At 62.9% G+C, this 13506-nt stretch carries 14 protein-coding genes; 11 read left to right on the forward strand and 3 right to left on the reverse strand.

The features are described 5' to 3' along the window. Positions 1-24 precede the first annotated feature (24 nt). Together JOH52_RS25935 and JOH52_RS25940 are read right to left on the reverse strand one after the other, a co-directional pair. Positions 25-861: an amidohydrolase family protein gene (locus JOH52_RS25935; protein WP_013850815.1), complete on the reverse strand. Its 837-nt coding sequence runs from the start codon at positions 859-861 to the stop codon at positions 25-27. A gap of 50 nt (positions 862-911) precedes the next feature. Beyond that, positions 912-1694, reverse strand: a complete 783-nt coding sequence (locus JOH52_RS25940; RefSeq protein WP_010975556.1) for an IclR family transcriptional regulator — start codon at positions 1692-1694, stop codon at positions 912-914. Positions 1695-1861: 167 nt separating this feature from the next. On the opposite strand from JOH52_RS25940, the gene JOH52_RS25945 reads away from it, so the two are divergent. The 11 genes from JOH52_RS25945 (at position 1862) to JOH52_RS25995 (ending at position 12111) form a co-directional block, all read left to right on the forward strand. After that, positions 1862-3181, forward strand: a complete 1320-nt coding sequence (locus tag JOH52_RS25945; RefSeq protein WP_015008378.1) for an ABC transporter substrate-binding protein — start codon at positions 1862-1864, stop codon at positions 3179-3181. Between the two features lie 69 nt (positions 3182-3250). Beyond that, positions 3251-4147 carry a carbohydrate ABC transporter permease gene (locus JOH52_RS25950; protein WP_015008377.1) on the forward strand — a complete coding sequence of 299 codons (897 nt, stop codon included), beginning with the start codon at positions 3251-3253 and terminating at the stop codon, positions 4145-4147. Continuing rightward, positions 4147-5013, forward strand: coding sequence for a carbohydrate ABC transporter permease (locus tag JOH52_RS25955; protein WP_141333366.1), 867 nt, complete (start codon positions 4147-4149; stop codon positions 5011-5013). The genes JOH52_RS25950 and JOH52_RS25955 overlap by 1 nt, the downstream gene beginning before the upstream one ends. A 6-nt stretch (positions 5014-5019) precedes the next feature. Next, positions 5020-6117 carry an ABC transporter ATP-binding protein gene (locus JOH52_RS25960; protein ID WP_013850813.1) on the forward strand — a complete coding sequence of 366 codons (1098 nt, stop codon included), beginning with the start codon at positions 5020-5022 and terminating at the stop codon, positions 6115-6117. A 1-nt stretch (position 6118) separates the two neighbouring features. Continuing rightward, positions 6119-7231 carry a mandelate racemase/muconate lactonizing enzyme family protein gene (locus JOH52_RS25965; RefSeq protein WP_013850812.1) on the forward strand — a complete coding sequence of 371 codons (1113 nt, stop codon included), beginning with the start codon at positions 6119-6121 and terminating at the stop codon, positions 7229-7231. 12 nt (positions 7232-7243) lie between these two features. Beyond that, on the forward strand, positions 7244-7573 hold the full coding sequence (locus JOH52_RS25970) for an L-rhamnose mutarotase (protein WP_015008375.1): 330 nt from the start codon (positions 7244-7246) through the stop codon (positions 7571-7573). Beyond that, on the forward strand, positions 7566-8648 hold the full coding sequence (locus tag JOH52_RS25975) for a Gfo/Idh/MocA family protein (RefSeq protein WP_015008374.1): 1083 nt from the start codon (positions 7566-7568) through the stop codon (positions 8646-8648). Before JOH52_RS25970 ends, JOH52_RS25975 begins: the two co-directional genes overlap by 8 nt. Position 8649: 1 nt before the next feature. Further along, positions 8650-9111: a MaoC/PaaZ C-terminal domain-containing protein gene (locus tag JOH52_RS25980; protein WP_003534630.1), complete on the forward strand. Its 462-nt coding sequence runs from the start codon at positions 8650-8652 to the stop codon at positions 9109-9111. Then, a complete protein-coding gene (locus tag JOH52_RS25985; protein WP_107010494.1) occupies positions 9108-9842 on the forward strand; it encodes an SDR family oxidoreductase in 735 nt (244 codons plus the stop codon). The genes JOH52_RS25980 and JOH52_RS25985 overlap by 4 nt, the downstream gene beginning before the upstream one ends. 22 nt (positions 9843-9864) lie before the next feature. Continuing rightward, positions 9865-10710 carry a fumarylacetoacetate hydrolase family protein gene (locus JOH52_RS25990; protein WP_015008373.1) on the forward strand — a complete coding sequence of 282 codons (846 nt, stop codon included), beginning with the start codon at positions 9865-9867 and terminating at the stop codon, positions 10708-10710. 123 nt (positions 10711-10833) lie between these two features. Next, on the forward strand, positions 10834-12111 hold the full coding sequence (locus JOH52_RS25995) for an L-fuconate dehydratase (RefSeq protein ID WP_003534624.1): 1278 nt from the start codon (positions 10834-10836) through the stop codon (positions 12109-12111). 44 nt (positions 12112-12155) lie between these two features. Here the strand turns inward: JOH52_RS25995 and JOH52_RS26000 are convergent, their stop codons facing one another. Next, entirely contained in the window at positions 12156-13466 is a 1311-nt protein-coding gene (locus JOH52_RS26000; protein ID WP_013850808.1) for a CmpA/NrtA family ABC transporter substrate-binding protein, read from the reverse strand. Positions 13467-13506 lie beyond the last annotated feature (40 nt).

Below are 13506 nucleotides of genomic sequence, written 5' to 3' on the forward strand. Positions count from 1 at the left end.
GCCCCGATTGGATGCAAGAATCTATCAGACCAGATTCCAGATCCGTCGCGCATTGCCGGAGAGCAGCTTCGTCCGTTCTTGGGGACTGCAGCCTTCGATGAGGGCCTGGGTGGCCGCGACCCAGGTCGAGAGGTTGCCGCCGAGGGTGCAGACCGGCCAGTCGCTGCCCCAGACCACCCGGTCCCATCCGAAAACCGAGATCGTGTGCTCGACATAGGGGCGGATGGAATCGAGCGCCCAGTCTTCCTCCGCATAGGCGATCACTCCGGAGATCTTGGCGACGACATTCGGGCGGCGGGCGATCTCGGTCATATGGTCGCGCCAGGGGTGCTCCCCGTGACCCTTTATGTCCGGAACGCCGCAATGATCGAGAATGAACTGAACTTCGGGCGCAAGGTCGGCGAGCGCAATAGCTTTCGGAATCTGATGCGGCAGGACGCAAAGATCGAAGGTGAAGCGGGTGCCCGAGAGCCGCTTGACGTTTTCGTGGAAAAGAGGCTGCTCCGAGAGGTCGTCGGTAACCACGTGCAGCACCCGCCTGAAACCTTTGACGAAAGCGTTCTCCTCCTGCCGCTCGAGATAGGCGGCGAAGCCTTCCTCTTCCGGGCGGCAAGCCGCGATCGCGCCTTTGAGGAGGCTTCCGGGCTCACCCGCAAGACGCGCGACCTCGCGCGTTTCGAGTTCGATCTCAGCCGGGTCGACGTCCACTTCCATATGCAGCGAGGCGGCAATGCCGACGCGCTTTGCCTCCGCCGCATAGGTGGCATAGAGAAAATCGCGATCGAGCGCAGGAACGCCGGCTAGCCACGGATAGTTGAGCGCGGATTTGTCGATCAGATGCAGATGCGTGTCGATGATCAAGGCTGCTCCTCCTCTTCGTTCAAACAAGAAGTTGATCTTTTCGGCGCGGATCAGCCCTGCGCGACATCGGCACCGGCGAGCGCCGAAAGCTGCGATGCGGTCTTGAGCAGGAGCGATATGGTCTCGGTGATGTCAGGGGCCGAAGGATTGTTGACCAGGGAGATATAGGGGCAGGTGAGCGCTGCGATGCTGCGCCCGTCTGGCCCCAGGATCGGGGCCGAGAGGTTGTAGACACCGGCGGTCTGGGCACTTGCCATCATCTCGTAGCCGCGCTCGCGGATCTGGTCGAGACGGGCGTAGAATTCCGGGGTGAGGTTGATCTCGTCCCTGCTGCGCACATGCTCGGAGATCATCATTTCCCGTTCCTCCGGCGAACGGAATGCAAGCAGCACGTGGCCCGATCCGGTGTCGAACAGGCTGATATGCGAGCCCACCCGGATCGAAATACCCCAATAATCCGGCGCCTCCTGTTGGGCGATCACGACGGCGGAGCCGCGGTCGAATACGGCAAGTTGGTTGGCCTGTTTCGATCGCTGGGCGAGCTCACGCATCAGCGGCGTCGCGAAAGAAGCGAGCCGGCGCACGGGCGCGTGCAACTGCGCCAATCCGAAGAGCTTCAGGGTCAGCGAATAGAGATCGCCGTCGATACGGGTCACGTAGCCGCGGCGTACGAGCCTGTCGAGCATGCGGTAGAATTCGTTCGGACTGCGGTTCAGCCTCTTCGAAATCTCCGCCTGCGTGAGGCCGCCGTCGACGCTGGCAAGCAGCTCCAGTATGTCCAGGCCCTTGTCGAGTGCCGGCGCACGATACTTGTCGGACTCTTCATTGTCCATCCGCGTCTCTCCCAGATGAATATTCCTCTCCATATACGCATGAAAAGCGGAAGACGGAAGGGAATGGCCCTTGACCATCCATAAATTTATCGTTTGTATATAAATCAGTTTCTCACAGATGAGGACTCATGCTCCTGGAGAAGGGCGTGTTCAGCGGAGGAAATACAATGAACAGGCTGCTTTCCGGCGTATCGGCCGGAGTGATCATGCTTGCTTGCGCAATGGGGGCGGCCAAGGCCGCGGACCTGCCCGGCAAGTTCGAGGGCGTGACCATCGACGCCAAGCTGATCGGTGGACAGCAGTACGAAAGGCTCTATGAGCGCATCGGCGAATGGGAGAAGGCGACCGGCGCCAAGGTCAATATCCTGTCGAAGAAGAACCACTTCGAACTGGACAAAGAGATCAAGTCCGATATCGCCACCGGCGGCCTTACCTGGTGCGTCGGTTCGAATCATTCCTCCTTCGCGCCGCAATACCCGGACATCTACGCCGACCTTTTCGGCCTTATCCCTTCCGAGGAAGTAGCCAAATTCGTGCCGGCCGTAATCGACGCCTCGACGCTCGACGGCAAGCTCGTCATGCTGCCGCGGGCACAGTTCGACGTCTCCGCCCTATATTTCCAGAAGAGCCTCTATCAGGACGAGGCGAAGAAGACCGAATTCAAGGCCAAATACGGCTATGACCTCGCGCCGCCGGACACCTGGGCTCAGGTGAGCGACCAGGCGGAATTCTTCGCCGCTCCGCCGAATTTCTACGGCACCCAGTTCGCCGGCAAGGAGGAAGCGATCAACGGCCGCTTCTACGAAATGCTGGTCGCCGAGGGTGGTGAATATCTCGACAAGGACGGCCGCCCAGCCTTCAATTCGGAAGCGGGCGTGCGTGCCCTCGAATGGTTCGTCAAGCTCTACAAGGACAAGGCGGTACCGCCGGGCACCACCAACTATCTCTGGGACGATCTCGGACAGGGCTTCGCCTCGGGCTCGATCGCGGTCAATCTCGACTGGCCCGGCTGGGCATCCTTCTTCAACGATCCGAAATCGTCGAAAGTCGCCGGCAATGTCGGCGTCAAGGTTCAGCCGGCCGGCTCCTCCGGCAAGCGCACCGGCTGGTCCGGGCATCACGGCTTCTCGGTGACCGAGTCCTGCGCCGACAAAGAGGCAGCCGCCTCGCTCGTCTGGTGGCTGACCAACGAGGACAGCCAGAAGCTCGAATCCGCCGCCGGCCCGCTGCCGACCCGAAGCGCGGTCTGGGACTTCAACATCAAGGCCGCTGAAGGCGACGCCTACAAGACCGAGGTCCTGCAGGCCTTCCAGGAAGCGGCAAAGCATGCCTTCCCGGTGCCGCAGACGGCTGAGTGGATCGAGATCTCCAACGCGGTCTATCCGGAGCTGCAGGCAGCGATCCTCGGCGACAAGACGTCGAAGGAAGCTCTCGACGCCGCCGCCGAAAAGGCGACCGGCATCCTCGAAGACGCCGGCAAACTCTGATCCCGATTGAAAGGCGGCGCCGGACCGTTTCGGCGCCGCCGCGCATGTGAACTCTTCCCAGGATCTCCGATGAAGCTCTCGAAACTGTCAGCACCCACGCTTCTGCTGCTTCCGGCCTTCATCGTCCTGGCAGTCTTCATCGTGCTGCCGCTCATCTTCTCGCTTTATTCCAGTTTCACGCCGTTCCGTCTGACGAAGCCGGACTCGCTTTGGGTCTTCATCGGCTTTCGCAACTATGTGAACGTCCTCACCAATGCCGAATTCTGGGTGGCATTCGGCCGGACGGTGCTCCTGCTCACCGTCGCGCTCAACGCCGAGATGTTCCTTGGTCTTGGCCTGGCGCTGCTCGTCAACAAGGCGACTTACGGCCAGCGGGCGCTGCGGACCGCGATGATGTTTCCGATGATGTTCTCGCCCGTACTGGTGGGCTTCCAGTTCAAGTTCCTGTTCAACGACAATATCGGCTTCGTCAACAACGCGCTGCAGTCGCTGGGCCTCACCGACCGTGCGATCCCCTGGCTGATCGACGGCAATCTCGCGCTCTTCTCGATCATCGTCGCCGAGGTCTGGTCGTCGACCGCGGTTTTTGCGATCCTCATTCTCGCCGGGCTGCTTGCCATGCCCAAGGATCCGGTCGAAGCGGCCCATGTCGACGGCTGCACCCCGTGGCAGACCTTCCGTTACGTCACCTGGCCCTATCTGATGCCCTTCGCCTTTATCGCGATGACGATCCGCTCGCTCGATGTCGCGCGCGCCTACGACATCGTCAAGATCATGACGGATGGCGGACCGGCAAAGCGCACCGAACTGCTCTGGACGCTTATCGGACGCACCGCCTATGGCGACGCCCGCATGGGGATGGCCAATGCGATGGCCTATGTCGCCATCCTGCTGTCGATCGTCTTCACCGTCTATTTCTTCCGCAAGCTCGCCGCGGCGCGCCAGCAGATCGGAGCCGAGTGGTAATGGATACGAACGCGTCTCATCGCCTCAGGCGGCGGTTGCTGAAGGTCGCGCACCTGGCGGGGCTCTTTCTCGCCATGCTGGTCATCTGCCTGCCGGGCCTCTGGATCGTGCTTTCGTCGCTACGGCCGACGGTCGAGATCATGGCCAAGCCGCCGGTCTGGATTCCGGAGACCCTCTCGCTCGACGCCTACCGGGCGATGTTCTCGGGCGCAGGCCAGGGCGGCGTGCCGGTCTGGGACTATTTCCGCAACTCGCTGATCGTATCGGTCACCTCTACCGTCATCGCGCTGGCGATCGGCCTTGCCGGCGGCTATGCCTTTGCGCGCTACCGGTTCAAGGCGAAGTCGGCGATCTTCCTCGGCTTCATGCTGACGCGCGCGGTGCCGGGCATCGCGCTGTCGCTGCCGCTCTTCATGCTCTATGCCCGCACCGGCATCATCGATACGCATTTCTCGCTGATCCTCACCTATGTCGCGCTCAACGTTCCCTTCACGATCTGGCTGATCGACGGATTCTTCCGCCAGGTGCCGAAAGACCTCGCGGAAGCCGCGCAGATCGACGGCTGCACGCCCTGGCAGGCCTTCTGGCAGGTGGAGTTTCCGCTCGCCGGCCCGGGCATTGCGTCGGCCGGTATCTTCGCTTTCTTGACCTCCTGGAGCGAATATGCGCTCGCTTCGCAGATTACCCGCTCCGTCAACTCCAAGACCTTGCCCGTGGGGCTCCTCGACTACACCGCCGAATTCACCATCGACTGGCGCGGCATGTGCGCGCTTGCGGTCGTCATGATCGTTCCGGCGTTGACCCTCACCTTCATCATTCAGAAGCACCTCGTCTCGGGCCTGACCTTCGGCGCGGTGAAAGGATAATCGTTCATGGCGCCCGTTACGCTCAAGAAACTCGTCAAGCGCTACGGCGCTCTGGAAGTCGTGCACGGCATCGATCTCGAAGTGAAGGATCGCGAATTCATCGCGCTCGTCGGACCTTCGGGCTGCGGCAAGTCGACGACGCTGCGCATGATCGCCGGGCTCGAAGAGGTCAGCGGCGGCGCGATCGAGATCGGCGGGCGGAAGGTCAATGACCTGCCGCCGCGGGCGCGCAACATCTCGATGGTCTTTCAGTCCTATGCACTCTACCCGCATATGACGGTTGCCGAGAATATGGGCTTCTCGCTGAAAATCGCCGGGCGTCCGGCGGAAGAGATCAAGACGCGCGTTGCCGAGGCAGCGGCGATCCTCGATCTCGGCCATCTTCTCGAACGCCGCCCTTCGCAACTGTCGGGCGGCCAGCGCCAGCGCGTCGCCATGGGACGCGCGATCGTCCGCCAACCGGACGTCTTTCTCTTCGATGAGCCTCTATCTAATCTCGATGCGAAGCTCAGGACCCAGGTGCGCACCGAGATCAAGAAACTGCACGCGCGTATGCAGGCGACGATGATCTACGTCACTCACGACCAGGTGGAGGCGATGACGCTCTCCGACCGCATCGTCATCATGCGCGACGGGCATATCGAGCAGGTGGGCACGCCGGAGGATGTCTTCCGCCGCCCGGCGACCAAGTTCGTCGCCGGCTTCATCGGCTCGCCGCCGATGAACATGGAGGAGGCGGTCCTGACGGGCGGAAAGCTGGCGTTTGCAAGCGGCGCGACCCTGCCGCTTCCGCCACGCTTCCGTTCCTCGGTTCGCGAGGGCCAGAAAGTGACCTTCGGGCTCAGGCCGGACGATGTCTATCCTTCTGGGCATGGCCTCCATGCCGGCGATGCGGATGCCGTCCACGAGATCGAGCTTCCGGTCACGATCACCGAGCCGCTCGGCAACGAAACCCTGGTTTTCACCCAGTTCAACGGGCGGGATTGGGTCTCGCGCATGCTCAACCCGCGGCCGCTGCGCCCCGGCGAGGCAGTGCCCATGAGCTTCGATCTGTCCCGGGCGCATCTCTTCGACGGCGAGACCGGAAAGGCTTTGGCAGGCTGACATGGCAAGGATCGAGAAAATAGAACTGCGGATGGTGGATCTTCCGCCGAAGGTCAAGCGGACCGACGCCATCCAGAGCTTCGTGAGCCAGGAAACGCCAATCGTCACGATCACGGATGCCGACGGCGCGACCGGCACCGGTTACAGCTACACGATCGGCACCGGCGGATCCTCCGTCATGCGGCTGCTCTCCGATCATCTGGTGCCAATCCTGCTCGGGGAAGATGCGGACTGTATCGAGGCACTTTGGCACAAGATGGAGTTTGCGACGCATGCGACAACCATCGGCGCCATCACGGCCTTGGCGCTAGCCGCCGTGGATACCGCGCTATGGGACCTGCGGGCGAAGAAGCAGAAGCTGCCGCTCTGGAAACTGGCCGGCGGGGCGAAGGAAAGCTGCCCGCTCTACACCACCGAGGGCGGCTGGCTGCATATCGGACAGCAGGCCCTCGTAGACGACGCATTGCAGGCGAAGGCCAAGGGCTTCTCCGGATCGAAGGTGAAGATCGGCAAGCCGCGCGGGGCGGAGGATTACGACAGGCTCTCAGCCATGCGCGCAGCCCTTGGCGACGGCTTTGAAATCATGACTGATTGCAATCAGGGCTTCACCGTCGACGAGGCGATCCGCCGCGCCGCCCGGCTCCGCGAGCTCGATCTCGCCTGGATCGAGGAACCGTTGCCGGCGGACGATCTCGACGGCCACATCCGTCTGACGCGGTCGACGCCGACGCCGATCGCCGTCGGCGAATCCATCTATTCGATCCGCCATTTCCGCGAATATATGCAGAAGGGCGCCTGCTCGATCGTCCAGGTGGACGTGGCGCGGATCGGCGGCATCACCCCCTGGCTGAAAGTGGCCCATGCGGCGGAAGCCTTCGACATTCCCGTCTGCCCGCATTTCCTGATGGAACTGCATGTGAGCCTCGTTTGCGCGGTGCCCAATGGGAAGTATGTCGAATACATTCCGCAGCTCGACGATCTGACGCAAAAGGGAATGGAGATCCGGGAGGGCAGGGCGATCGCGCCCTCCGATCCCGGCATCGGCATCGCCTGGGACTGGGAAGCGGTCAAGGCGCGCTCGGTCGTCGAGTTCACCCGCGAGTTCCGCCGGTAGAAGGGGACGGTCATGCAGAGAATGGGAATGGTGATCGGGCTCGAGCCTTCGAAAATTGCTGAATACAAGCGGCTGCATGCGGCCGTCTGGCCGGAGATCCTGGCGCTGATCAGCGAGTGCAACATCACCAATTATTCGATCTTCCTGAAGGAGCCGGAAAATCTACTCTTCGGCTACTGGGAATATGTCGGGGAGGACTTCGAAGCCGACATGGCGAAAATGGCGGCGCATCCGAAGAACCAGGAATGGTGGTCGGTGTGCATGCCCTGCCAGATGCCGCTCGAAAGCCGCAGGCAAGGCGAGTGGTGGGCGATGATGGAGGAAGTCTTCCACCATGACTGAGACATTCGATCCCTCGTCGCTGCGGCAATGGTGGCCGAAGCCGGTTACGCCACGCCCCATCGTCATCTTCGGTGCGGGCAGCATCGTCGGCGACGCTCATCTTCCCGCCTATAGGAACGCAGGCTTCCCGGTAGCCGGCATCTTCGATCCGGACGCCGGGAAGGCGACGGCGCTCGCGCAACAGTGGGATGTCAGGGCGTTTACGAGCGAAGGGGAAGCTCTTTCGGCGGAGAACGCGATCTTCGATCTCGCGACGCCGCCGGCCGCGCACGCCTCGATCCTCTCGAAACTGCCGAAAGGCTCCTTTGCGCTGATCCAGAAGCCGATGGGCAGCGATCTTGCGGCGGCGACCGGGATTCTCGAAATCTGCCGCGAGCGGAACATCAGGGCGGCGGTGAACTTTCAGCTTCGCTTCGCGCCGATGATGCTGGCGCTCAGGGATGCCGTCGCCAGGGGCTATCTCGGCGAGGTGGTCGATTTCGATGCCTGGCTGGCGCTTGCCACGCCCTGGGGGCTCTGGCCGTTCCTGAAGGGGCTGCCGCGCATCGAGATCGCGATGCATTCCATCCACTACCTGGATCTCGTGCGCAGTCTCCTCGGCGATCCGCAGGGTGTTCACGCCAAGACCATCGGCCATCCGAACCACGATGTGGCCCAGACCCGCACCGCCGCGATCCTCGATTACGGCGATGCCGTGCGCTGCGTGCTTTCCGTCAATCACGACCACGATTTCGGGCGGAGGTTCCAGGCCTGTGAATTCCGCATCTGTGGGACGAGGGGTGCCGCCTATGTCAAACTCGGCGTCAATCTCGACTACCCGCGTGGCGAGCCGGACGAGCTGTGGATTCGCCCAGCCGGAGGTGCCGACTGGATTCAGGTGCCGCTTGAAGGTTCCTGGTTCCCCGATGCCTTCGCCAACCGCATGGCCAATCTGCAACGCCATGCCGGCGGCGAGGATGATGAACTCATAGGGTCCGTCGAGGACGCATGGCGGACCATGGCCCTGGTGGAGGCCGCCTATCAATCGAGCGCGCGCCCGGCAACGCCGATCGCTGCGCTTCCATTGGAAAATTAAAATGAGCGAGCAGACGATCTATTACGAGGACTACGAACAGGGCCATGTGCGGCTGACGAGCGGACGCACGATCACGGAAACGGACTTCGTGGTCCATGCCGGGCACACGGGTGATTTCTTCCCCCATCACATGGACGCGGAGTTTGCCAAAACGCTCCCCGGCGGTCAGCGCATTGCCCACGGCACGATGATCTTCTCGATCGGTGTCGGGCTCACCGCCTCCTTGATCAACCCGGTCGCCTTCTCTTACGGTTACGACCGTCTGCGATTCGTCCGCCCTGTCCATATCGGCGATACGATCCGCACCCGCGTCACCATCGCCGCCAAGGAAGACGATCCGAAGCGCCCGAGGGCCGGCCGGGTCGTCGAGCGGTGCGAGGTCATCAACCAGCGCGGCGAGGTCGTTCTTGCCGCGGATCACATTCTGATCGTCGAACGCAAACCTGAGGGAACTATCCAATGACAGCGAACCTTGCCGGAAAGGTCGTCCTCGTAACAGCTGCGGCGCAGGGCATAGGACGCGCAACCGCACTTGCCTTCGCCAAGGCCGGTGCCAAGGTCCATGCGACCGATATCAACGCGGACGCCGTTGGTAGCCTTGAAGGTGAGGCGGGCATCAGCACCCACCGGCTGGACGTCCTCGACACCGCTGCGGTCGAAGCGCTGGTCGCGGAGATCGGGGCCGTGGACGTGCTTTTCAACTGCGCCGGTTTCGTCCATGCAGGCTCGGTGCTCACGATGAAGGACGAGAACCTCGATTTCGCCTTCGATCTGAACGTGAAGTCGATGATCCGCACCATCCGTGCGGTGCTGCCCGGCATGATCGCACGCAAGGACGGGTCGATCGTCAATATGGCCTCGGTGGCCTCCAGCATTAAAGGCGTGCCGAACCGCTTCGCCTATGGCGTGACCAAAGCAGCCGTCATCGGGCTGACGAAAGCCGTTGCGGCGGATTATGTAGGCGACGGCATTCGCTGCAATGCGATCTGCCCGGGAACGGTCGAAAGCCCGTCGCTCGAAAGCCGCATGCGGGCACAGGGAGACTACGAAACGGCGCGTGCGGCCTTTATCTCCCGCCAGCCGATGGGCCGCCTCGGCACGCCCGAAGAGATCGCCGACCTTGCCGTCTATCTCGCCGGCGCCACCTACACCTCCGGCCAGGCCTACGCCATCGACGGCGGCTGGACCATTTGAACGCTCAATCAGGGAAAAGCACATGAAACTTCTTCGTTATGGCGACCCGGGCCAGGAAAAGCCGGGTCTTCTCGGTTCCGACGGCATCATCCGCGATCTTTCCGGCCACGTATCCGATCTCGCCGCCGGGGCGCTCGACCCCAGCAAGCTTGACGAACTCGCGAATCTCGATGTCGAGACGCTGCCCGCCGTGTCCGGCAATCCGAGGCTTGGTCCCTGCGTCGCAGGTACGGGAAAGTTCATCTGCATCGGCCTCAACTATTCCGATCACGCCGCCGAGACGGGCGCGACCGTGCCGCCGGAGCCGATCATCTTCATGAAGGCGACCTCCGCGATCGTCGGGCCGAACGACGATCTGGTCCTGCCGCGTGGTTCGGAAAAGACCGACTGGGAAGTGGAACTCGGCATCGTGATCGGAAAGACGGCGAAATATGTGAGCGAAGCCGAGGCACTCGACTACGTCGCCGGCTATTGCACGGTCCACGATGTCTCCGAACGCGCTTTCCAGACGGAACGTCACGGTCAGTGGACGAAGGGCAAATCCTGCGACACCTTCGGGCCGACCGGACCGTGGCTTGTCACCAAGGACGAGGTGGCGGACCCGCAGGATCTCGCAATGTGGCTGAAGGTCAACGGCGAGACGATGCAGGACGGCTCGACCAAGACGATGGTCTACGGCGCCGCCTATCTCGTCTCTTATCTGTCGCAGTTCATGTCGCTGCGCCCCGGTGATATCATCTCGACGGGCACGCCGCCGGGCGTCGGCATGGGCATGAAGCCGCCGCGCTATCTGAAGGCCGGCGACGTCGTCGAACTCGGCATAGAGGGCCTCGGCAGCCAGAAGCAGCGCGTTCGCGCCGACGCCTGAGCTAATCGAATGTTTCCTTCGGTCCTATTCGACTGAAGGACACGAACAGGCAGCATCAAAGTGCCGCAGTGATCTCCGCGCGCCCGAAAAGGCGCGCGGCGCTGCAGGTCTATTGGAGCAAACATGACCCGCATCACCGACCTTCGCGTCTTCGACCTTCGCTTTCCGACCTCGGCGAGCCTCGACGGTTCGGACGCCATGAACCCGGATCCGGACTATTCGGCGGCTTACGTCATCCTCGACACGGATCGGCCGGGGCTGGCGGGTCACGGCCTCACCTTCACCATAGGGCGCGGCAACGACATATGCTGCATGGCGATCGAGGCCATGCGGCATCTCGTGGTCGGCCAGGACATCAGCAACATTTTGAAGCATCCCGGCCGCTTCTGGCGGCACCTGACGAGCGACAGCCAGCTGCGCTGGATCGGCCCGGAAAAGGGCGCGATCCATCTTGCGACCGGCGCCATAGTCAACGCCGTCTGGGACCTCCTCGCAAAGCACGCCGGCAAGCCGGTGTGGCGTCTCGTCGCCGACATGCCGGCGGAAGAGATCGCCGACATCGTCGACTACCGCTACTTGACGGATGTTCTCACCCGCGACGACGCGGTCGAGATCCTGCGGCGTGCCGAACCCGGCAAGGCCGAGCGGATCGCGACGCTCGAGAAGGAGGGCTACCCCTGCTACACGACTTCTGCCGGCTGGCTCGGCTATGACGACGCAAAGCTCCGGCGGCTTGCGCAGGAGGCGGTCGACGCAGGCTTCGATCACATCAAGATGAAGGTCGGGCGTGACCTCGACGACGATATCCGCCGGCTGAGGATCGCCCGTGAAGTGATCGGCCCCGACAGGTACCTGATGATCGACGCGAACCAGGTCTGGGAAGTGGGCGAGGCGATCGAATGGGTGCAAAAGCTCGCCTTTGCCAAGCCCTTCTTCATCGAGGAGCCGACGAGCCCGGACGATGTCGCCGGGCACCGAAAGATCCGCGAAGCGATCGGACCAGTCAAGGTCGCGACCGGCGAGATGTGCCAGAACCGCATCATGTTCAAGCAGTTCATCGCCGAGGGTGCGATCGATATCGTGCAGATCGATTCCTGCCGCATGGGCGGACTGAACGAGGTGCTGGCGGTGCTGCTGATCGCCGCCAAATACGGGCTGCCCGTCTGGCCGCACGCCGGCGGCGTCGGCCTCTGCGAATATGTGCAGCACCTTTCCATGATCGATTACGTTGCCGTTTCCGGCACGAAGGACGGGCGGGTGATCGAATATGTCGACCACCTGCACGAACACTTCCTGGACCCGTGCGTGATCCGCAACGCCGCTTACATGCCGCCCGAGCGGCCTGGCTTCTCGATCGAAATGAAGCAACAATCGATCGAGGACTACAGGTTTGACGGCTGATGTGAGCGCTCCGACCTTGTGAGGCTCGTGTGTGGATCCTCGAGTCAGGCCCGAGGATGACGACCGACTCGAGAATTGACGACGGAAGGAGCCCCAAAGGACTTGATATAGTCCTCGATCCTGCCCGGATCGAAGACGTGGCCGTCCATGAAGCGATCGCCGTCCGTTGCTCCTTCGAGCCTGCCGCCGTCCGCGTCGGCCGGCAAGGCATCCTTGCCGAGCGCCTCGCGATAGAGATCCGGACGATAGGCCGAGATGGCCGCGTCAACTCGCTGCCTCGACAAGGATGTCTGTCCCCAGCGCACCATCTGGCTGTAGGTCCAGAGCGCCTGACTGGGACGCGGGAAGTTGGCAAAGTCTGCATGGAAGACGAGATAGTTCTCGACGACGCGGCGGTTTCCCTCCGGGTCGATTGCGAATTCGCCCGCAAGTACCCGGCGGATGATGTTGGCCGGCGCGGCCACGTGGCGCTCCTCTGCCAGGACTTCCGCAAGGCGGCCGCGGTTGGCCGGTTCGTCCGACCAGCGGGCGGCGCGGTCGAGCGCGACGATCAGGCGCGAGACCGTATCCCTATTGGCCTCCGCCCATTCGGGACGCATGCCGATGACCTTTTCCGGTGCCGAGGGCCAGATGTCCTGCTTGGTCGCGACGATGCGGCCGACGCCGCGTTCGGATGCGACCATGTTCCAGGGCGCACCGACGCAAAAGCCGTCGATCGCGCCCGCCGCCAGCGCGTCGGAGGTCATTGGCGGCGGCACCACGACGAGCTTGACGTCGCGGTCGGGATCGATGCCGCCGGCCGCGAGCCAGTAGCGGAACTCGTAGTTATGGGACGAGAAGGGGTAGGTGACGCCGAGCGTCAGCGGCGGCTTGCCGGCTGCCCCCGCGCTGCGGATGACCGCCGCCAGGGCCTTGGCATTCTTCAACGCATCCTCGCCTCCACCGAGCCCTCCTGCCTGCTGCATGAGCCCGTAGAGCCGTGTCGAGAGCGTGATGGCGTTGCCGCCGCGCCCCAGGGAAAAGGGCGCAATCGTCGGCGACGGATTGGAGCCGAGACCGAGCATGGCGGCAACCGGCATGGGTGAAAGCATGTGGGCCACGTCGAACTGACGAAAGGCAAGCCTGTCGCGCACATTCGCCCAGGAGACGTCCTTGACGAGTTCGAGGGTGATGCCTTCGCGCTGCGCAAAGCCGAATTCGGCGGCGGCGATCAGCACGGCCGCATCCACGAGGGGGATGAATCCGGCGCGGACGGTGCGCGAACCCTCGTGGCGGATGCTTCCCGGCGCGGGCAGGGCGCCGCCGGCGGAGAGGTTCTCGCCGCTGAATTCACTTTTGTTCGTCAATATGTTCACTCCGGTGTCTCCCGAGGTACCGCAGCAAAAGAGCGGCCGG

Source organism: Sinorhizobium meliloti, assembly GCF_017876815.1.
GTDB lineage: Bacteria > Pseudomonadota > Alphaproteobacteria > Rhizobiales > Rhizobiaceae > Sinorhizobium > Sinorhizobium meliloti.